Here is a 19,972-nt window from a genome sequence, read left to right on the forward strand (position 1 = left end):
CAAAAACATTGATGTCATAAGTCCAATTCAAATTAACTCTTTTATACTATATAGTCTATGTTTCCGTTTTCCAGTGATTTCCAATACACCAGTCTCCCTGTCTATTCTGGGCTCATAAATGGCGATCTCAATATATATAATCCTATTACAGGTCACATAATTATACAATTTTCCTTATATAGAATATATTCTTCAATAGAAAACATATATTTTAAAGCAATATAAAATTAGAAGGGGGAAGTCCCATACTCTCCCTTTCATCTCGTCCCCGTATGGATTTTCCCAACATTCTATACTAGGGCTGATCTGTTATCCTTTTAGAAGGTTTTTTAAGCCCTGAATGGTGAAGGATTGATGGTGGGTGCAAATATTTTTAATTACTTTTTAGCTCGGAGCAGTTGACTGGCATGGTTAATTGTTTTTCAATAAAACATGACAGATATATATAGAAATAAGTGGGTGTTACGTGATATATAGATGAATTTATATCATACAATTAACTAAATGTTGGATGACAGCTAATGAATCGGAAAATCAGGTTAAAATTCCTGGCAGGTCAGTCATTACAACTCTGTCTGCAATGGGTTATTTTTTAGATGGTTACGATCTGAGTGTGATATCTGTATTTACCCTTGTGCTGGTTACCTATAAAATATTCCAGTACAGTGCATTTACCGAATCTTTCGTTACAGGATCAGCACTTCTTGGCGCATTTGTTGGTGCAGTTCTTTTTGGGCATTTTGCTGATAATATTGGCAGAAGGTATCTGTATATATTCGATTTGATATTCTTTGCCGTTTTTGCCATACTTTCGGCAGTATCTACGAATATCTATGAAATGATAATATTCAGGTTCTTCGTGGGATGGGGAGTAGGAGCGGATTATGCATTAAGCCCTGTATACACCACTGAAATGTACCCGAACAAAAAGAGGGGTGCTGGATATGGCTGGGTCTGGACTTTCTGGAGCGTTGGTGCTGGGGTAGCATTCTTAATCGGTTATGTGTTTTATCTAATAAATCCTTTAACTGGGTGGAGATGGACACTGGCAATTGGTGCAATTCCTGCAGTAGTTACAATAATCCTGAGAACAAAAATGCCAGAGTCAGTGAGATGGAACATAATGGAACCAGGAAAATCAAAAATTTCTGAAAAAAACTTGAACACAATATCGGAAAAGATAGGAATTACCAAGGCCGACATAAAGGCAATAATTGCCGAAAGGGAAAAGGAAGAAAATTTTGCCGCCGGTTCCTTTACAGCACTATTCAAGGGCGAATATGGGAAACGTACAGCAATAGTGTGGTTCCAGTGGATACTCTACGATCTTGCAGCCTACGGTATAGGACTCTATTCACCCATAATATTGACTTCACTTGGAATATCGGGAAGTTCTTCCCTTATGTTTTCATTTATATTCTACATGCCTGTGGGATTCCTAGGAGCTCTCGGGTCAGTTTTCCTTAATGACCGGGTAGGGAGAAGGCCACTTCAGGCCATCGGTTTTGGTGGAATGGCAATAGGCATGGCCATGTTTTTCGCTGCATCAAGCTGCAGTTGCAAGTGTGGGAATAGTAGTCGGCATAGTGGCATTTGTAATTGACTATGGAATAGGTAATCTAGGACCAGGAAATACTATGGGGCTTTATGCTATAGAATTGCTCCCAACAAAACTACGGGCATCATCAATGGGTGGAGCCACTGGCGTAACAAGGATAGCGGCATTTCTTTCTGCCTTCATGTTTCCATTTATAACCAGCACAATAGGCAGATCATCCTTTTTCTTCGTACTGCTGGGTTTAATGGGACTTGCATTCGTGTTTACCATATTCTTCACACCGGAAACTAAGGGACTAACTCTTGAAGAAATTGCGGTGGCATCATACAAGCATGTTAACTGGATGCCAAAACTGGTGATGCCAGAAATTAAAAAGGGTCGATCATAGGATTAATCCCATAGATAACCATTCTTTTATTTTATTTTTATAATTATTTATAGCTTCATAATTTTTTTCAGGTATATTATTATTTAGTCTCCATATTGATTCCGCCACCTCCATGTTTTCCGCGTTCTCCTCTATTATTTCCATGATGGCAATGGCAATAGATTCATACTCATCCTGTTTGTCTATCCAGTATCTGGGGAATTTAAAGTGTAGCAATGCGTCTAGAATTGATGAAAGCCTCGGTACTGTTATTTCATTTATTATAGCATTTTTTCTGATTTTCCTTATGGAAAATTTTGGTGGTGGAATTATAAGAAGAAAGTCAAGGAAATTAAGAAGGCTGTCCTTTCTGGCTGCATCAAGTTTTTTGTATATGAAACTTCCATTAAAATTCATAGTTATCATTGCACCCTTAGTTTCAAGGTCACTTATATTGGATTTAAAAATTTCAAGGGCCTCGTTTAATTTGGGGTAATCTCTATTTGCAGGATAATATGTTGTTTTTCTTGTGTTATAAAGAACCTTGATGGCCTGGGCTAAATTTGATTTTAGAAGTGCGGTATAATTTGATGTTGATACTTTTGGTTTCATGGATAATGAGAATATATCAGTTCCATATAAAAACTTTATAACATTTCCTTAACGAAAATATATGACTTTACTCTAAAAACTGGCATTGATACAATGTGAAAGCCACCATAGAAAAATCTATGGTTTACTGCTTGCTTGCCCTTCTTGCTCTCTTTAATCTTCTTATTTTCTTTTTTCTCCATTTCCAACGCATGTTTCCTTTTTTCTTCCAGTCTCTTGAACTTCGTTTCAATATGTCACCTCAAATATAAATGTATATTTGGTATTATTTTTTAATATAAATACCTATTTTATTGTTAAGCCTTTATTTATGGTTAAACATGGTATAATTTCACTGTTTCAATATATGCAACATCATTATTAAATAACTTTAAATAGTCTTACCATATTATTTTATATGAAAATTTTAGTATCATATGATGGGTCGGGAGGGGCCAGAGAAGCACTTAAGTACGCTCTTGGATTGAAATGCACCACAGAAGAATATTATATTGTTTATGTGATACCTACCATAGTTGGGATAAGTGCAAGTTTTGATTCCTATATTCCTCAATCTGTATATGAAGGCCAGGATAAAACAGCGAATCAAATCCTTGAAAAGGCTAAGAAGATTCTGGACACAGAGGATGCAAAATATGAACTAATTAAGATAAGTTCAAACGGTGAGGACATACCAAAAATAGTATTGACCACCGCCAGGGAAAAAGGAGTTGATTTAATAGTCACAGGAACAAGGAAGTTACGTGGATTCAGCAAACTTATACTGGGATCAGTCAGCTCAGGGATTATTGCCCATTCTGACATACCTGTAACCGTTGTACCTCCTAAAGAATAATTATTTTTTATATTAAATTGGTTTAAGTTTTTAACCTCTGACATATAATTGGCAGATCTCATTTATTGTATTTCAGAAATTTATCTAATATTTTCCATCAAATCTATGTTATCTTAAATGGCATTGCGTAAATGAAATGATTTATATATGCTTATAAAATAATGTGCCAATGGGAAGTATAAGGCCGTCTAACATAAAAAGAATAGCAGAAGAATTAGTTGATAATAACAAGGATCTTTTCAATGAGGATTTCAATCACAATAAGGAAATTTTACACAGTTTCATAGAGAAAACTGTGACCAAAAAAACGGCAAATGCTATTGCCGGTTATATAACAAGATATATTTTGAAAAAGAAATCTAAGGAAAAGAATGAACTGGAACAGCTAGGACTCGCATAAATTATTTTTCCTCAGGGAATTTTTCTTTTCTCCATCTGTTCATGCCACCTTCAAGGTGATATAATTTTTTATACCCGAGCCTTACAAGTCTGTTTGCTGCTGCACGGCTCCTGTGTCCTGTTTTGCATATGAGAATTATGGGATCCTCCTTTGGAAATTTCTTTTCTATCATATCCTCTTCACCCAGTTTGTAGTGTACTGCACCTTTTATATGGCCATGCCTGTATTCAAAGCCTGTTCTGACATCGATCAGGGCATATTTATCCTTAAGGTTCAGAAGTTTGTCTGGCGTTAGATCTTCCAGCTCCAGAGGCTGACTGAAATAATCTAATCCCCTGAAATAGTTTTTTATGGGCATATTAAACCACCAGTTTATCCCCGTTGTATATTCCAACGAATATGGGCGATTCGTTGATTATCCATTTTCTAGCCATTACCTCACGTAATTTTTCTGTGACGTGTGACCATGCAGCGAGGTCATCAAGCTCATAAAGTACGACAAATTCTTGATCTCCCAGTCCAAAGGAGTATGTTGTGTAAGAAACTATTCCCGGGCTTTCTTTGTCACTTCTTGCAGTTCCTATATGCCCTGCAAGTATCTTTCTCCGCTCTTCATAGTTAATAAGGTACCATTCTCTGTCTTTGCTCATCGGGTAAGCAACAAAATATTTTTTCGGTTCTGTTTTTAGTGTATCCTCCAGGCTATTTTTTGCATTTGTATATGGAGAATGCTCATAGAGTGAGAACATACTGTATTCACTTTTCCCGTAAATTCCTATTGCAGAGTTTATACCTTCTTTCAGTTTTTCCAGGATAAGTGGTGATTCTGAGGCTGACCAGAAAAGAATATCATTGTCATGCCTGATTGATTTGTAATATTTTATGCTAATAAGATCTTGTTTCAATTCACCAACGAAACTGATAATATTGCTGTTTATCTTTTCCTTTTCTTCCTCTGGAAGTGCCCAAAATCTTCCATTCATTTTATACGCAAGAACGTACATATATATTGTCATACTCTTTCTTTTTATAATATATTTAAGAGATATAACTTTTATCAATCAAGTGTTTTTTGGTTTGTATTTACTACCATGTATTTTTTGAGGTCATATTCACTGGAAAAAATATAGTTCAAAAGTTTTGTTACAAGAATTTTATCCACATCTACTGGTTCAATAAGTAGGCTGGTGGCAGGTATTTTTATATCCATTTCCGCCAATTTTCTGATATAGTCACTTCTGTACTGTGAATTTATGGATTTTACATTTTTGCTTGGAATACTTACATTGCACTTTTCCAGCTCTCTGGTGAAAATAGGCCTCTCAAACAGGAAGTGGAGTACTAATAATGAATTATACCCGGCATTTTCCTCGTCCAGTCTCTTCATGCTTGAACCTACTATGCTGTATATATCATGTTTGCTATTGGCCGCGAAGGAAAATATTCTTGCAGGTTTTATCTCCCTTTCCCGCAATATTCCTAGCTCAACCATGGCATTCAGATAGCCTGTAAGTACCAGCCTGTGCATACTTATTCCCTTCTCTTCAAGTGATTTCTGTATACCGGTAATGGATTTTTCCTCACCGTTGATTTCGTTTAATATTAATTTGTATCTTTTTGTTTCCTCGAAATTTTCAATCATATATTTCACCTGCTAGATATTTTTCAAGGTTCTCGGAATTCCGTATTGAATTTTCACAAATTTCCTTTGAGACACCAAGAAAGTTTTTTGGTTCCATTGCTTCATCGAGGATTTTCCCAGAAATGAAGTTAAGTATGCCCTTATGTAACAGTGATTCCCTGAACGTTATTTTATTTTCGTATGCATACATAGATGCTTCTCTGACGAATTCGTGTGAATCCTGTCTTGGCATGCCATTTCTTGTTAATGCTGTTGTAACACTTTCTGACATAATGAACTGATCACCGTATGCCCTTTTTTTCATTTCCTCACTGTTGATAAACAGATGACTAATAACACCGGTCATTTTTGTTATAATATCGTCGGCAAGTATAGATACATATGGTATGGTAAATCTTTCCAGTGCACTGTTTGTAAGGTCTCTTTCATGCCACTGCACACCAGCTTCATACTCAGGTATTATGAAAGACCTTATCAGTCGTGCCAGACTGACGATATTTTCAGACACTATGGGATTCCTCTTTGATGGCATAGAGCTTGATCCGACCTGCCTGTCCATATCGAAATATTCTGACAATTCATATATTTCCGGGCGTTGGAGATTCCTTACCTCAGTTGCAAATTTTTCTATGGATACCGATATATTGTTTATTATTGAGAGGTATTCTATATACCTGTCCCTCCCAACTATCTGGGTTGATGCCGTTTCATGTGTTATCCCCAGTATTTCACATGTTTTTTCCTGTATTTTCAGTGCATTCATTCCAAGTGCTGCACCTGTTCCTACAGGTCCCAGTATTTTTCCGGCTATCATCCTTTTCTTTCCCTCCTGAATTCTTTCAAGGTGCCTGTTTATCTCTGAAAGATACACAGAAAACTTCAGTCCGAGGGTTATTGGGGATGCATGCTGGCCGTGTGTCCTGCCCACCATTATTGTATCCTCATTTTCTCTTATAACATTGATGAGTGCCTTGCTCAACCCTACAAGATCAGAAGTTACTATACTGAGAGCACGCTTAATCTGGACTGCCGATGCGGAATCGTTTATATCGTTTGATGTTACACCAAAATGCACATAATTTTTTCCAGTTGTGCATTTTTCTGTAAGTGCCTCTACTATTGACATAACATCATGGTTGATGGATGATTCTATTTCCTTTACCCTGCTTATCTTTACTTCATTATTGTCAACAACCCTTTTTATGTCCATATAAGCTTCTTCAGGTATAATGCCGTAATATGACTCTGCCTGGGCTATTGCACTTTCAACATTGAGCATGATATGTAATCTTGTTTCTTCTGAAAATATGTTTTTTACATCTTCCCTGCCATATCGGTAATCCAGTGGTGAAACGATCATATAAGCCTATTACATTTAGTTTAAAGTTTTTTTTGTTACATAACCGGAGCGGTATCAGATCCATAATAATAAAAAATCCATTTATTTATGGGAATTTATCTTCCTGAAAAGTATGGTAACCATAGTCAGTATTATTCCAGAACCTGTAAGAAGTGCACCTAAGGCAGCAATATAGCTTGCATCGGTAACCCTTAGAAATTCTGATTCTTTAATAAAATTATAGTCCATGGTTGGTTTATGGCCTGTAATGATTACATATTTATACGTGCCATTTAAATTTGCATAATATGGTTCCCCATCAACGTATTTTTCTGGCGTTACAGTATAATTCCCTATATTGGAGGTATTAAACCCGGACGCATGTTCCGTGAACTCTGTACAGCTGACGAGGCCGGCAGAGGAATTGTTAGAGGATACCATTATAAGCACCATATTGTTTGAAAAATTGAAGCTAGGCGATGTATAAATATCACCTGAATACTTATCTACAGTATTTCCCGATGGCTCTCCGGTAATTGTGAGAACTCCCCCTATAGCAAGCGAAGTTCCTATTACCATGAGTATTATTCCCACAATTACTTTCTTGCCTGCCATTTATTTGCATTTAAAATCATTATATAATTATTGTCAAAGTGAAAGATCCAGTGTTCCCTGATTGATTTCATCCTCCATTTTCTTTACACGTTGATTAACCTCTTCAGCTGTAAGACCGCACTCAATAATTTCCATATAGAGTTCATAATTGTCCTTTTCTGGATCTATTTGCCCTGAAAACACACGTATAGACCCACATGCCTTATCCTCATAGTTGAGCCTGTAACTAACTTCCAGGGTTAAATTCTTATCCTCCATGAATCTTAATTCGTGTATATAATCGGACATAAAGCTATATTAGTATCTATTATTATAAATTTATGTGGCTAAATATAGGAATCAAGGCCTTTTTCCCATACAGAACGTAGTTTATTGCTTTTCTCAGATAATATATACCTTCCGTTTTCCATAATTCTTACCTCTCCTTCAATGGTAACTCCTATTTTTTCCAACTTAGACCTGCTAAAGGATTTACGGAATTTCTCCTCATCAGACTTCCTTACCTCTATCAGTATGCCATTTCCCAGTTCTGAGAAGAGTTTTTCATTAGTTCTTCCCGGAATGCTTGATATATCAGCCTCTATGCCGTAGTGGCTTCCGAAGGACATCTCAAGAATGGACATTAGAAGCCCGCCAGTTGAGATATCGTGCATGGATTCAATATAATCCTTTGAAGAATCTATATCATCCTTGAGGGCAATAAGCTCATTTATATCCATATGGGGCAATATACTGTGTCTGGTATGCATTGCAGACGAATACTGGCTACCAGCCAGATCCGGTAATATTGTTCCAGCAAGATAGACTGGATTACGGCTATGCTTTGCCTCAACAGTCTTTGCCTTTCTAATATCCTCTATTTTTCCAATAAGGAGCATATTTGGGGTGGGCAGTATTTCCCACTCTGTTTCATTGTAAAAACTAACGTTTCCGGATACGAGTGGCAGCCCGGTTGCCCGGCAGAAATCTGATATGGCATGAATGGATTCAATAAATCTGTACATTGTCTCAGGGTTTGCCGGATTTCCAAAATTCAGTGCATCCACTACTGAATGTGGTGTGCCCCCAGAACTAAGTATATTCCGGTACCCCTCAGACAGAACATGCATTGTTCCCCAGTATGGGTCTATTCCTACCATTTCCGGAATTGATCCAGAAGTAAGGCACAGACCCTGGTAGGATTCTTCCACAGGTTTTATGATTGTTGCATCCGAGTGTGTCTCATGGTTAGGCATGCCGGCAAATGGCTTTACAATGGTATCCCCCCTCACTGTGAAGTCATACTGCCTTACTATATTGAATCTTGAGCATATATTCGGGTTGGACAGGAATTCCAGAATAAAATTTCTGTAGTTCTCCGGCTCACGGTCTAATACTGTTTTTTCCACTTTTTCAGGCTTCCTGTAGCTCCTTGCATATACAGGACCTCCTGTAAGGAATGACAGATCCATATCAAGTATTTTTTCTCCATTGTGTTGAATTATGAGATTGGGGCTCTTCAGGGTTTCACCTATGACAGAATATTCTATACCCCATTTTCCAAAAATTTTCTTTATTTTTTCAAGGTTTGACGGATCAATTGCCAGAAACATCCTTTCCTGTGATTCACTGACCCATATTTCCCAGGGTTCCATATTACTATCCTTCAAAAGCACCCGGTCAAGGTTTATAATTCCTGACATGTCACCGGCAAAAAGCATTTCGCTCACTGCGCTTGAGAGCCCTCCGCCACCAAGGTCTTTCATTCCGTCTATTATTCCGGCTTCATTTGCCTCAAGTATGGCATGTATGAGTGGCTCCTTTATAATGGGATTGCCCAGCTGTACAGCATTTCTGTTTTCTTCATTATCTGCCTTGAGAATCTTAGAGGCGAAATTTACGCCATGTATTCCATCCCTTCCGGTCCTGCCACCACATACAATAAGCAGGTCTCCTTCCTTGCTTATCCTGCTCCTGACCACATGGTCTTTCCTTACAATGCCTATGCACCCCGCATTTACCAGAGGCATGCCATTGTATATGGGGTTAAAATTCACTGAGCCAGCAACTGTGGGTATGCCGACACGGTTTCCGTAGTCTCTAATTCCTCCAACTACCCTGTTTATTATAAACCGTTCGGTTAAATTGCCCTTTTCATTATCTGGATCTCCAAAATATAGGGAATCAACCAGTGCCACCGGCTGTGCACCCATGCAAAGAACATCTCTGATAATCCCTCCAACTCCAGTTGCGGCACCACCATATGGTTCAACAGCACTGGGATGGTTATGGCTTTCCATTTTCACTACATATGCATAGTTGCTGTCAAATGATATGACACCTGCATCATCCTCCATTGTGAGTATTGTATAATCGCTCTTAAGCCCAGAAAAATATTTTTTCAGGTAAAGTTTGGATGATTTATAGCAGGAATGTTCGCTCCATCCCTGGGCGATAGCCTGTATTTCAATGTCAGTTGGATTTCTGCCAAGCCCCCGGAAATAGTTCCTGAGCATTACTATCTCATCATATGTCAACCCCAGGCCTGATGCTATTTTAGTAAGTTCTTCATTTGTGCCCTCAATTATATTATACATAATTATTCACTTAAATCTTCTATTTTATATTCCTGTATAACGGGATTTGTCAGAAGTTTCTCAGTTATTTCCCTTATTTCTTTGATACTGTCTTCCCTGTCAAGTGACGTCTCGAACTCATAAATTTTATATGAATAAATATTTTTTATCCCTTCATATCCAATCAGTTCCAGGTTTCTTTTTATACTCAACGCTTCTGGATCCTCAACATTAGGCAAATATCTGATCTGAACCTTAACCTTCATGGAGACGTATTTTAATTAATAAATTAAATTTATCTATTCATGTATAATGATTTTAACTATAGCTCCATTATGGTAATGATTATGGAATACCGTATTCATAATGTGGTTTAATCCACCTGCCTTAGTATGTATTTACCCTACGTTTTTGGCTCTGTTTAATCTATTTATATAAATCCATTCAATAACTTTGATAATGCAAAATTTAATATTTGTCATTGTTTTAACTCGTTATGGCTCAGCTCGACAGAAAAGAGGCGATCAGGCTCTTCAGAATAAGGCTAATTACATTCACTCTCTCCTTAGTTTTTATTTTAGCATTCTTTGCATTCACTTATTTCACATTAAATACGGGTTATGGCACGCATCATATTCACATATTCATCATAGGTTTCACGGTGCTTATAGTTGCGGCCATAGCTACGGGAATAGAAACAATAATGCTGACTAGATCGGCAATTTCATTATTTTCAGGAAAAAATATAAATGAAATGAAACCCGATGAAATATCTCAGACAATAGAGAGATTAAGAGTTCTCAGGAAGAAATAATTTTATGCGTTTTTATGGAGGATAAATATATGAATTCTTCTTGCTATATTTATCATTGGCCTTATCAGTAGCTGTGTACTGCCTATTATGAACAGATAAACCCCCAGAGTTGAATATTTTGACTCGCTGGGCAGGAAGAATATACTTCCAATAACGAATTCTAAACCCACCATGATATCGTTTGCTATTGAGAGCCAGTCGTAGAATCTTTTTATGCCACGTTCCCTCACAGACCTTGATGCATATGTCATGAGTGCTCTGTTAACAGTCCTGTCATTGAGGAAGGAATCAAGATTTACTATGATCTGGGAAAGATAATCATTTTCTATTAATTCCTTTACTCCTGATATGGATTCATATCCATTATTTTCTATGGATTTCGAAAAGCTGTTATTGTTAAATGACCCATCTCTAAGAATAATGACAGTTTTATGAACCATTCCCTCCCAAGGTATTTTATAAGATTTTTCATGTCAAGCGTAAAGCTTTCTATATATGGTTTGCAGTAATCAGCAAATGAATTTGAATAATAAAAATCTGGTAAATTCACTATTGGAAATGCCGAAGAATTGGTAAAATCATCGGATGTTTTCTGGGGATTTTGATTTAATAAGTCCATAAGGAACTGGGCAAATTTTCTGTCAAGGTACATAATTTTCATAAGGCCAATTATGAGGCTGTGTCCTGATACGTAATCTATAAATTTATGGAATAGAATTTCTTTTTCTGAATCGGATATATTATACCTTATATTGGGAATATTGATTATTTCAAGTATGTTGTCATCTGCATATGTGCCTATTACTCTCCCATCCTTAAGCTTCTCAAAAATTTCATCTCCAAACATATAGGATATAAGAGGCTTTATATGCTTCCATTTAAGATTGAAACCATAGGGGCTTCTCTGAATTGCGTAAAGAAAATAAAGCGGGTCGCTGAGGCTGTTATCTTCCATTCTTCTATATTTTCTCTTTCCTAATATAATTTAGGCGATTAACAGAAATTTGTGAAGATATAATGTTTAAATAGCGTTTATTATGTCCTTCAGAGCTATATATGGGTTTTCATGCTTTTCTATTACCGTGCCTGTAACTATTATATCAGCTCCTGCCTCTATAACAGACCTTGCCTTTGCATAATCCCGTATACCACCACCAACTATAACCGGTAATTTCACTGATTCCTTTATTCTTCTTATAACATTACCGCCCACAGGTTCAGGTGCTCCTGATCCCGCTTCCAGATACAGTAGTTTGAATCCAAAAAATTCAGCTGCGAAGGCATAAGAAAGTGCTGTATTTTCATCTTCTCTCCCTATCAGTCTTGCATTGCCAACTCTGCCAACCGTCATTCCCGGTTCGAAAATGAGATAGCCCATGGGGATTGTCTCTATGCCTAGCATTTTAAGAATACCGGCTGAACCAATCTGATGGCCAACTATATAGTCTATGTTTGTCGAATTCATAAGCATCATGTAATAAATTGCATCAGCATAACGGCTTATCATGCTTCTTGAACCGGGGAATATAATTACCTGCTTATCTGTCTTCTCCTTTATTCTGCTTATGGTCTTATCCATTAAACGGGAGTCTATATCAGTTGATCCCCCAATGAGAAAAAAATCTGTACCAGCTTTATCCGCCTTTTCAGCAAGTTCTACAGCCCTATCCGGAATTTGAGCAGCTGGATCAATTAATGTCATGTGTACCCTTTTATATTTCAGGGTTTCCATGAGATTTTTGTAAACATTCATATATTTCACCTCAATCCCTCGCCGTATTTTACCAGTTCGACCTTCTTCGTGCTTATATCCATCTTCTTTTCTTCTCCTTTTATAGTTATTGATCTCCTATGTTGTGCATGTTTATGACAGGGAACCTCATGTCCTGTCCAGTCTTGCCTGACTGTAGATCCACATTAGAGTGGTTCACCTATCTAGATGGTTTGCTGATAAAGTTATCATAATCATGCATATAAATGCATCTAAATAGCCCTTATGTACTTATAGTAACATTTAAAAAACCACGCCAATAAAAAAACAATCTTTAATTAATTATATGCAATACACTAAATAATGATAGACCCAGCCCGCAAATATTTTCATTGCACAGATAGGGAAAGGGCGATATTCGAGTCAGGCATAAAACTGGGGGCAATCTTTCATCAGTATACGGGCGTGCCCATAAATGAAAGCAACAGGGAAGACATAGAAAGGACAATAGAAAAAAGCGTAATGTTACAGCCATTTGTTAAAAGCGTTTCGGTAAGTATCAACATTGACGGGCACGGTAACACATCATTCCGGTATATGTCTCTTTCGGGGGATATGCTGGATGTAAGGCTAACCATAAAATATAAGGATCAGGAGGTAAATGCCAGGATGCAGTACATGCAGGATCTGGATTACCCGCTGATGTATTTGGAGGAATAACAATGGCAATAAAAGTAGGGATAACCGGGCCAATCGGTTCAATAAAAACCGAGGCACTGAATAAAATTATGGAAATGCTTCGAAACAACGGAAAAGTTATAGAGGGAACAATTGTAACGGAAAAGATTGAACATGGGAAGGTAATAGCCTATTATATCACAGATATAGTTACCAAAAAGAGAGTGGAATTTGCCAGAATTGATCTTATTTCAAGGGTAAAAGTAGACAAACTGGGGGTTGATACTAAGTCACTGGAGGAATTACTGGTGCCAAGTCTCCAGAAATCAAGGGAGGAAGCAGATGTGATAATAATAGACGAACTTGGCAAAATTGAAAATACAACAAAACAGATAAAGAATGAAATAGAGGAAACAATGAAATCCGACAAATCCATAATTGTCACACTCCATAAAAAATCAAGAAATCCTGTTCTTCAGGAATTCCGTGGATATGAAAGTGTGAGAGTTTTCGATATAACTCCAATAAACAAGAACATACTCCCGTTTAAAATTTTAAAGGTATTGAATGGAGAAGAAGAATCAATTTAAGACAATTACCGAAGGGTCCATAGAATTTATTGCCACGGAAAACTTTTCCATCAAGGGACCCGGAACAAAAACCGCAGGTTTCTATAATATGGATCAGAAACTTAACCGGGATGTTACCATATCATTCCTCAAAACAGCAAAGCCAAGGATAGCCCTGGATGCATTTGGCGGTACAGGCATAAGAGGACTTAGGATAAACAGGGAAGCAGGTATAAAGACAGTTATATCGGAAATCAACAAAAAATCATATGAATATATTAATATGAACAGGGAACTGAACAATTCTAACATTGAAACATACAATAAAACGTTCCAGGCAATATTAAATGATTATCTTTTCGATTATATAGATATAGATCCGTATGGATCGGTATTGCCATATATTGATGACGCAATGATAAATATACGGAACCGGGGCTACATAGGTGTTACAGCAACGGATCTCACAGCGTTGACCGGTTCCATGCCCATAAAAACTTTCAGGCGTTACGGAGCATTTATCATAAACGATGTTTACCGGCACGAATCAGGAATAAGGCTCCTAATCGGAGAAATTGTAAAGAGAGCTGCAGCCATGGACAAAGCTGCAATACCCATTATATCACTGTGGCATTCACACTATTACAGGATAATATTCCAGATAGTATCATCCTCACACAAAGCGGATGCACAGCTTGAACACATAGGAACTTTTGACAGGCATTCCGGGCTTTCCCCGGAATACAGGAATTCTATGGAGGGCCCTCTATGGCTGGGCAATCTTAATTCAGAAATAGCTGAAAGGCTTGACTATATTGAAAACCCTGATAAACACTTCCTTGAAACCATGGAAAGAATAAAAGCCAACGATCTTTCACTTTACTTCGCGGACATTGCTGATTATGCCAGAATAACAGTGCAGGATACCAAATCCATGGAATCAAGCATGGAAAAACTCCGTGATCATGGAATAATATGTGGCAGGGCACAGTTCTCTGATACAGGAATAAAGGTATCCTCATCTGTATCTGATGCATTTCATATAATATATTGAATTTTTCAGAAGCTGTTTTCCTTCTCCGAAACAAAGGGTGAAACATCTATGCCACTGTCTGATAATACCGTGATCATAGCCGTTTCAAAATCAATAAACTGCATTCCGGATAGAAGCTCTTTTGCCCTTATTATTGCCTCTTTCTTAGTCATTTTACCTGATGCTGATGCAGCTTCCAGCATTCTATCAATGAGTGGCTTTTCTGTGGCTTCAGAGAATAGTTCATCAACACTTACTGAAAAATCCAGTGGGACTATAACTCCCTCAGTGCTAAAGTTTGGCACATATTTCCCGTTTTTTTCAACTATGAGCTTGTCCTCCAGAGACACACTTATGAATCGGTCTATATTATCCGGCGGTAGCAGTGACCTTTTAAAGGAAAGAATGTTTGTAAAATCAGATTTGCTGTAACCATCCGCCTTCTTTGATGCCACTATGGCGATAAGCTTTCTGGCTAAATCCTTGTTCATAGCGGTTAATAATATTTCTACAAATTAAGTTATCGGAAAGGTAAAACACTCAATCAGGAGTTAACATAAAAAAATTTATGCATAATTATGTTTTTCAACATCTGTTTTTATTATTTCCAGAATATGGGACACGAAACTTTCTAATTCATCAGTATCTGTGCCAGATGCAGAAACTTCAATCTCAACCCATGGCTTTCCATTCTCGTCAATTTTTGGATGGGTTTTTATGTACACCTTATTACCATACTCTTTCATTAATTTTCTTATTAATGGGGCTATTAAGCTCTCCTTTACATTATAAAGGTTCATAGATTTATCAACATAGTGGAAACCTTTTATTCTTATTTTATCCCTTACTTCTTTTAATATTGCTTCAACTTCTCTTGGAACCCCTGGAAGAATTATGAATACCTTTCCTGACATTTCAATATATATACCAGGTGCTGTACCTGCACTGTTTTCAAGTGGTATTGAATTTTCCGGAATTAATGCCATTTTCTCTCTCTCAGGGGTCAGTTCATGTACCTTTTTCACTATCATGTCCAGTGCTTCGTTATTTTCAACCATCTTTAGATTGAAAGCCATGGAAAATCCTTCCAGTGTCATATCGTCATATGTAGGGCCCAACCCACCTGAGGAGACTATAAGATCTGCAATAGAAAATGCCTCCTTGAAGGCACCGGCAATATCCTCCAGTCTATCCGGCACTACAATGCCCCTTATTACTTCATATCCAGAATATGTCAATATTTTGCCTATGTCCGAGAAGTTTGTATTAACTGTCCTCCCGCTCAGTATCTCGTTACCCACAGTGATTATAGCGGCTTTCATAAAATATTATATTATAATGATATAAAAATCATCTGTAAAGGGATAAAAAATGGGAAATTGGATAAATAATAATGTTTCCAAGAAACCGAAATATTGCATTTAAGCATCCCTAAGTATCTTATGAACATATCCGGATATAGATTTAATACTCATTAAGGCTTAAAAATATGATTATATGAAAATAGACAGCATTAACATAATCGGCAGAGAAAAGGTCAGCCAGCCTATTTACAGATATGTGAAACCCACGGATTATTATAAGGATGCGCTAGGTGAAGTATCTCCCACTGAAGCCGCAATGATAAATGAAGTATACACACTGGAAATGAAGGCAGGAGAATATAGTTCATTCTATAACACTACGTCCGATGTGGCTGGTTTCGTTGTAGAATTTTCTGGAAAGTTGGTGGGATTTGATATTTCAGAAATTAACAGGGCATGGGATATGCTTTATAGATTATCGCTCCCTCTGGGCAGATCTGGGGTATTGATGCATACCCTCAGCGCTATAAATATTATGATGTATGACATATATTCTAAGTACCTTGGAGTACCGGCATACAAAATAATGGGCGGTGCAACAAGAAAACATATAAGAGCATATGCTTCGCATCTTCATCCAATAGACTTCAAAGATTTGCAGGATGAAGCAAGGGAATATGTTTCCCAGGGCTATAAAACAATGAAAATGAGATTTATTTCAGGACCCTCTGATATTAATGGTATAGAAAAGAATATTGAACTGGTAAAGGCCATCCGGGAAGCGGTGGGATATGATATTGAACTGGCAGGGGACGCATGGATGTCCTGGAACTATAATTTTGCATTGAAGATGGTTAAAAAACTTGAAAGATACGATATAGCCTGGATTGAAGAACCACTGATGCCAGACGACTTTGAGGCAATGAAAATGCTTTCATGGAAAACAGGAATTCCCATATCCGAAGGTGAGCACCACTACCACATTTATGATTTCAAGAGGCTTCTAGATGCAGGAATAAGAATACTCCAACCAGATGCTGTATGGACTGGAGGAATAACACCCATGAAGAAAATAACCGCACTGGCCGAGACATACGGTGCCATAGTAGTCCCCCATACGGGCAATGTCTATAACCTTCATGTAATCGGTTCAGAACCAGAAAGTGTTACTCCTGTGGCTGAATTCCTGACAAAGTACAGAGAATGGATGGAACAGCATATGGGGGGTACACCCTTCCCCAAAAATGGGTACTTTACATTGAGTGACAAGCCAGGATTCGGACTAGAATATAAACTATAAAAACAGAAGTGATATGTTCAGGGAATGCTGAATTTATCCAGGAACTGTTTTAACTTTAACTTTAACCAAACAGACATCTTTGGCTCCGGATTTAACGGCAAAATTAATACATTCTATTAAACCATCAAAATCTATCTCTGCGTTTTCTTTGAATATGGTAGGAATTGCTGGAATGATGCCTGTGATTTTTTTCATATGGTTATAAGCAAGATGCAGGAATTAAAATATTTTTAGGAAATGTCCGGGGAATATTTTATTTAATGAGAACGAATAACATATCTGGTATAAATGGCAAAAAATGTATTCAAGGTCAAAATTTTTAAGGTGGGGCAATCTGAGGTTCCGGCACCGGAAGTGTATAGAATGTCTGGCTGGGGAAAATGGGAAACTCTTCATTTCCATATGCTGCTTGCGTATAACGATGAAACAAATTTTCTGATTAATACAGGAATGCCAAAAAATATTGATGAACGTAACAGTGCAATGGTTGAATTTGCGGGGGAACGTGCAAAATTTATCTCTATAGACTCTATACACCTCCTATCTGAATACGGTTTCGATGCTGCAGATATCAGGAACATATCATTTACACCCATTCAAGACTATACCAACGGTAGAGCTAATGAATTCAAAAATGCGCGATACCATATACTGAAAGAAGGTTGGGTAAAGGATATCGTGATACCGGGATACCATAATTCCGATCGCAATTTGTTCATCCCTGAACACGTGTTAAAATACCTAACATTTGATGCGAGGGGAAGAATACATTTTTTTGAGGCCAAAACAGAAACCGAACTAATACCTGGAATCAGCGCCCTATGGGTAGGATGCCATCATCGGGCATCACTGGCATTTATAATAAATACAGACAGTGGAGATATTGTTTTTACCGACGCATCGTTTAAGAGTAGAAATATAGACAACTTTATACCTATGGGCATAGCTGAAAATATTTTTGAGTGCTATAGAGCATATGATATGTTAAAACCATATGAAAATGTACTTTCGGCATACGATCCCAGTATCAGTGAGTTGGAATTTTAGGAATAAATATATTAACATTTACATATGTTTAGTAAATGTTCTATGGAATAGTTTGGAATCTAATATATATACAATAGTACAAATATATTGTCAGGTGAATTGATGGTGGAGAGTAAAACTTATGACGATGCTGCCCTTTCGAGTACTCATTTTAAATGGACTTTTATCGCCTCCTTAGGTGATTTTTTGGATGCCGGTATGCTGGCCGGTACTGGTATAACATTGTTGGCAATTGGAACTTTGTTAAATTTTACAACTTTTGAGGACGGTCTTCCTGCATTGATCACACTTCTTGGTGCAGCCTTCGGAGCCCTTGGGTTCGGCAGGCTTGGGGATAAATTTGGCAGAAAATTCATTTACCAGTTAGACATGATAATATATGGAGTATCCGCAATATTACTAGCAATAACTGGAATTTTTCCCTTCCGTATTTTTAATATAGTCTGGGCAATGATATTTTATGCACTTGTTGGCATGGCAGTTGGAGCCGATGTTCCTACATCCTGGAGTCTAATAACGGAATTTTCTCCAAAAAACTATCGTGGCAGGCTAATGAGTATTACAACAATAATGTGGTACGTAGGAGTCCTTGTCGAACTTGGCATCGCAATTGCTCTATATAATACAGGAATGGTGCTTTTCAGGGTTATATGGATTATGCTGGGACTTCTTGCCTTTATAAGCTGGGTACTTCGGAGAGATCTAACAGAATCGCCCAGGTACGATATGATGCGTGGAAATAAAACTGATCTGGAGAAATCGGCTAAACTGCTTCACATAAATATTAAGGACGAGGAGAATAAAAAATTTAGTATCGACAAATATAAGGAATTATTCAAAAAATATGGCTGGTATATGCTTCTTGCCTGGTTCCTTTACCTAATGTGGGGGATACCTGCATCAACCTATGGTGAATTCTTCCCATATATATTCAGTTCCCTCCATATTGTGAGCCTCAGGGACACATATGCATTTGAGGCCATTTACTTTGCAAGCGCCATAGTTCCAGGGCTGGTCATATTCTATTACCTTTCAGACAGGGTTGGCCGGGTTCCACTTTACCTGACAAGTGCTGCCATGGCAGCCATATCATTTTTCCTGCTTGTATACCCCCCATTCCTGAAGAATGTGTATATTCTTCTTGCTTCATTTCTGTTATTTGGGATCGGACAAGGTCTGGGGATATGGACAACAACAAGACTTCTGTCACTGGAGCATTTTCCCACAAGCCTGAGAAATTCTGGGCAAGGATTCGTCTGGTTTACCATGAGATTCGAGGCCGGAATATTTGGGCTGTTCACGCCAATGATAGTCGTATTTGGAATTGAGTATATAGGTTATATAGCAGGGACATTCTTTATTCTGGCATTTATAGTAGTAGCATTATTGTACATATTCAAGCCGGAATATGTTAGGACTGAGAGAAAGTCACTGGAAGAAACGTCCAATGATACCGTTGAATGAATAAATGTAGTACACTATTTTATCTATATACAATTTCCCAACACTTTATGAAAAACATTAGATTTATTTCTATTCAAAAATTACATTAATTGATATACTCTATCAAGAGTTCCCGGAAAAGGCTCTATT

At 37.5% G+C, this 19,972-nt stretch carries 25 protein-coding genes and 1 pseudogene; 10 read left to right on the forward strand and 16 right to left on the reverse strand.

Annotated elements, in window-relative coordinates:
- Positions 1-580: 580 nt before the first annotated feature.
- Positions 581-1,946 (forward strand): annotated as a pseudogene (locus AMDU4_RS00220) (MFS transporter).
- On the opposite strand, the gene AMDU4_RS00225 reads toward AMDU4_RS00220, so the two are convergent.
- Positions 1,941-2,537 carry a hypothetical protein gene (locus AMDU4_RS00225; RefSeq protein WP_021785991.1) on the reverse strand — a complete coding sequence of 199 codons (597 nt, stop codon included), beginning with the start codon at positions 2,535-2,537 and terminating at the stop codon, positions 1,941-1,943. The pseudogene AMDU4_RS00220 and the gene AMDU4_RS00225 overlap by 6 nt on opposite strands.
- 124 nt (positions 2,538-2,661) lie before the next feature.
- A complete protein-coding gene (locus AMDU4_RS14040; RefSeq protein WP_081142907.1) occupies positions 2,662-2,769 on the reverse strand; it encodes a 50S ribosomal protein L41e in 108 nt (35 codons plus the stop codon).
- A gap of 165 nt (positions 2,770-2,934) precedes the next feature.
- Between AMDU4_RS14040 and AMDU4_RS00230 the strand changes: the two genes are divergently transcribed.
- Positions 2,935-3,372: a universal stress protein gene (locus AMDU4_RS00230; protein WP_021785993.1), complete on the forward strand. Its 438-nt coding sequence runs from the start codon at positions 2,935-2,937 to the stop codon at positions 3,370-3,372.
- Between the two features lie 169 nt (positions 3,373-3,541).
- The gene (locus tag AMDU4_RS00235; RefSeq protein WP_021785994.1) at positions 3,542-3,772 is read left to right on the forward strand and encodes a 30S ribosomal protein S17e; all 231 of its coding nucleotides are present in this window, start codon (positions 3,542-3,544) and stop codon (positions 3,770-3,772) included.
- A gap of 1 nt (position 3,773) precedes the next feature.
- Here the strand turns inward: AMDU4_RS00235 and AMDU4_RS00240 are convergent, their stop codons facing one another.
- The 8 genes from AMDU4_RS00240 to purS form a co-directional block, all read right to left on the reverse strand.
- The gene (locus AMDU4_RS00240) at positions 3,774-4,130 is read right to left on the reverse strand and encodes a rhodanese-like domain-containing protein (RefSeq protein WP_021785995.1); all 357 of its coding nucleotides are present in this window, start codon (positions 4,128-4,130) and stop codon (positions 3,774-3,776) included.
- 1 nt (position 4,131) lies between these two features.
- A complete protein-coding gene (locus AMDU4_RS00245) occupies positions 4,132-4,788 on the reverse strand; it encodes a chlorite dismutase family protein (RefSeq protein ID WP_021785996.1) in 657 nt (218 codons plus the stop codon).
- A 41-nt stretch (positions 4,789-4,829) separates the two neighbouring features.
- On the reverse strand, positions 4,830-5,414 hold the full coding sequence (locus AMDU4_RS00250) for a hypothetical protein (RefSeq protein ID WP_021785997.1): 585 nt from the start codon (positions 5,412-5,414) through the stop codon (positions 4,830-4,832).
- Positions 5,407-6,774, reverse strand: a complete 1,368-nt coding sequence (purB, locus tag AMDU4_RS00255) for an adenylosuccinate lyase (RefSeq protein WP_021785998.1) — start codon at positions 6,772-6,774, stop codon at positions 5,407-5,409. Before purB ends, AMDU4_RS00250 begins: the two co-directional genes overlap by 8 nt.
- An 81-nt stretch (positions 6,775-6,855) precedes the next feature.
- Positions 6,856-7,368 (reverse strand): hypothetical protein, encoded by a 513-nt coding sequence (locus tag AMDU4_RS00260; protein WP_021785999.1) that lies wholly within the window; start codon positions 7,366-7,368, stop codon positions 6,856-6,858.
- A 33-nt stretch (positions 7,369-7,401) separates the two neighbouring features.
- Complete coding sequence (locus AMDU4_RS00265) at positions 7,402-7,656, reverse strand: hypothetical protein (protein WP_021786000.1); 255 nt, start codon at positions 7,654-7,656, stop codon at positions 7,402-7,404.
- Between the two features lie 38 nt (positions 7,657-7,694).
- A complete protein-coding gene (purL, locus tag AMDU4_RS00270; protein ID WP_021786001.1) occupies positions 7,695-9,944 on the reverse strand; it encodes a phosphoribosylformylglycinamidine synthase subunit PurL in 2,250 nt (749 codons plus the stop codon).
- 2 nt (positions 9,945-9,946) lie between these two features.
- Complete coding sequence (purS, locus tag AMDU4_RS00275) at positions 9,947-10,189, reverse strand: phosphoribosylformylglycinamidine synthase subunit PurS (RefSeq protein ID WP_021786002.1); 243 nt, start codon at positions 10,187-10,189, stop codon at positions 9,947-9,949.
- Positions 10,190-10,419: 230 nt separating this feature from the next.
- Between purS and AMDU4_RS00280 the strand changes: the two genes are divergently transcribed.
- Positions 10,420-10,737 (forward strand): hypothetical protein, encoded by a 318-nt coding sequence (locus AMDU4_RS00280; RefSeq protein ID WP_021786003.1) that lies wholly within the window; start codon positions 10,420-10,422, stop codon positions 10,735-10,737.
- A 2-nt stretch (positions 10,738-10,739) separates the two neighbouring features.
- Here AMDU4_RS00280 and AMDU4_RS00285 read toward each other — a convergent pair whose 3' ends face one another.
- The 3 genes from AMDU4_RS00285 to AMDU4_RS00295 all read right to left on the reverse strand — a co-directional run bounded on the left by AMDU4_RS00285 (position 10,740) and on the right by AMDU4_RS00295 (position 12,490).
- Complete coding sequence (locus tag AMDU4_RS00285) at positions 10,740-11,177, reverse strand: YrhK family protein (protein ID WP_290703750.1); 438 nt, start codon at positions 11,175-11,177, stop codon at positions 10,740-10,742.
- Positions 11,108-11,692, reverse strand: a complete 585-nt coding sequence (locus AMDU4_RS00290; protein ID WP_021786004.1) for a hypothetical protein — start codon at positions 11,690-11,692, stop codon at positions 11,108-11,110. The genes AMDU4_RS00285 and AMDU4_RS00290 overlap by 70 nt, the downstream gene beginning before the upstream one ends.
- 66 nt (positions 11,693-11,758) lie before the next feature.
- Entirely contained in the window at positions 11,759-12,490 is a 732-nt protein-coding gene (locus AMDU4_RS00295) for a geranylgeranylglyceryl/heptaprenylglyceryl phosphate synthase (RefSeq protein ID WP_021786005.1), read from the reverse strand.
- Positions 12,491-12,811: 321 nt separating this feature from the next.
- Between AMDU4_RS00295 and AMDU4_RS00300 the strand changes: the two genes are divergently transcribed.
- Genes AMDU4_RS00300 through AMDU4_RS00310 form a run of 3 tightly spaced genes read left to right on the forward strand, consistent with a single transcriptional unit; the run spans position 12,812 to position 14,749 of the window.
- Positions 12,812-13,168, forward strand: a complete 357-nt coding sequence (locus AMDU4_RS00300; RefSeq protein WP_021786006.1) for a dihydroneopterin aldolase family protein — start codon at positions 12,812-12,814, stop codon at positions 13,166-13,168.
- 2 nt (positions 13,169-13,170) lie between these two features.
- Positions 13,171-13,716 (forward strand): NTPase, encoded by a 546-nt coding sequence (locus AMDU4_RS00305; RefSeq protein WP_021786007.1) that lies wholly within the window; start codon positions 13,171-13,173, stop codon positions 13,714-13,716.
- Positions 13,694-14,749: a hypothetical protein gene (locus AMDU4_RS00310; protein ID WP_021786008.1), complete on the forward strand. Its 1,056-nt coding sequence runs from the start codon at positions 13,694-13,696 to the stop codon at positions 14,747-14,749. Before AMDU4_RS00305 ends, AMDU4_RS00310 begins: the two co-directional genes overlap by 23 nt.
- A gap of 5 nt (positions 14,750-14,754) precedes the next feature.
- Here the strand turns inward: AMDU4_RS00310 and AMDU4_RS00315 are convergent, their stop codons facing one another.
- The gene (locus AMDU4_RS00315) at positions 14,755-15,219 is read right to left on the reverse strand and encodes a DUF2240 family protein (protein WP_021786009.1); all 465 of its coding nucleotides are present in this window, start codon (positions 15,217-15,219) and stop codon (positions 14,755-14,757) included.
- 75 nt (positions 15,220-15,294) lie between these two features.
- Positions 15,295-16,050: a nicotinamide mononucleotide deamidase-related protein gene (locus AMDU4_RS00320; RefSeq protein WP_021786010.1), complete on the reverse strand. Its 756-nt coding sequence runs from the start codon at positions 16,048-16,050 to the stop codon at positions 15,295-15,297.
- Between the two features lie 175 nt (positions 16,051-16,225).
- Here AMDU4_RS00320 and AMDU4_RS00325 point away from each other — a divergent pair, with 175 nt between their 5' ends.
- A complete protein-coding gene (locus tag AMDU4_RS00325) occupies positions 16,226-17,332 on the forward strand; it encodes an L-rhamnonate dehydratase (protein ID WP_021786011.1) in 1,107 nt (368 codons plus the stop codon).
- Positions 17,333-17,365: 33 nt separating this feature from the next.
- Here the strand turns inward: AMDU4_RS00325 and AMDU4_RS00330 are convergent, their stop codons facing one another.
- Positions 17,366-17,527 (reverse strand): hypothetical protein, encoded by a 162-nt coding sequence (locus AMDU4_RS00330; protein WP_021786012.1) that lies wholly within the window; start codon positions 17,525-17,527, stop codon positions 17,366-17,368.
- Positions 17,528-17,620: 93 nt separating this feature from the next.
- Here AMDU4_RS00330 and AMDU4_RS00335 point away from each other — a divergent pair, with 93 nt between their 5' ends.
- Together AMDU4_RS00335 and AMDU4_RS00340 are read left to right on the forward strand one after the other, a co-directional pair.
- Entirely contained in the window at positions 17,621-18,379 is a 759-nt protein-coding gene (locus AMDU4_RS00335; RefSeq protein WP_021786013.1) for a hypothetical protein, read from the forward strand.
- Positions 18,380-18,481: 102 nt separating this feature from the next.
- Positions 18,482-19,843: an MFS transporter gene (locus AMDU4_RS00340; RefSeq protein ID WP_021786014.1), complete on the forward strand. Its 1,362-nt coding sequence runs from the start codon at positions 18,482-18,484 to the stop codon at positions 19,841-19,843.
- The last annotated feature ends 129 nt before the right edge of the window (positions 19,844-19,972 follow it).

The sequence above is a fragment of the Ferroplasma sp. Type II genome (assembly GCF_000496155.1).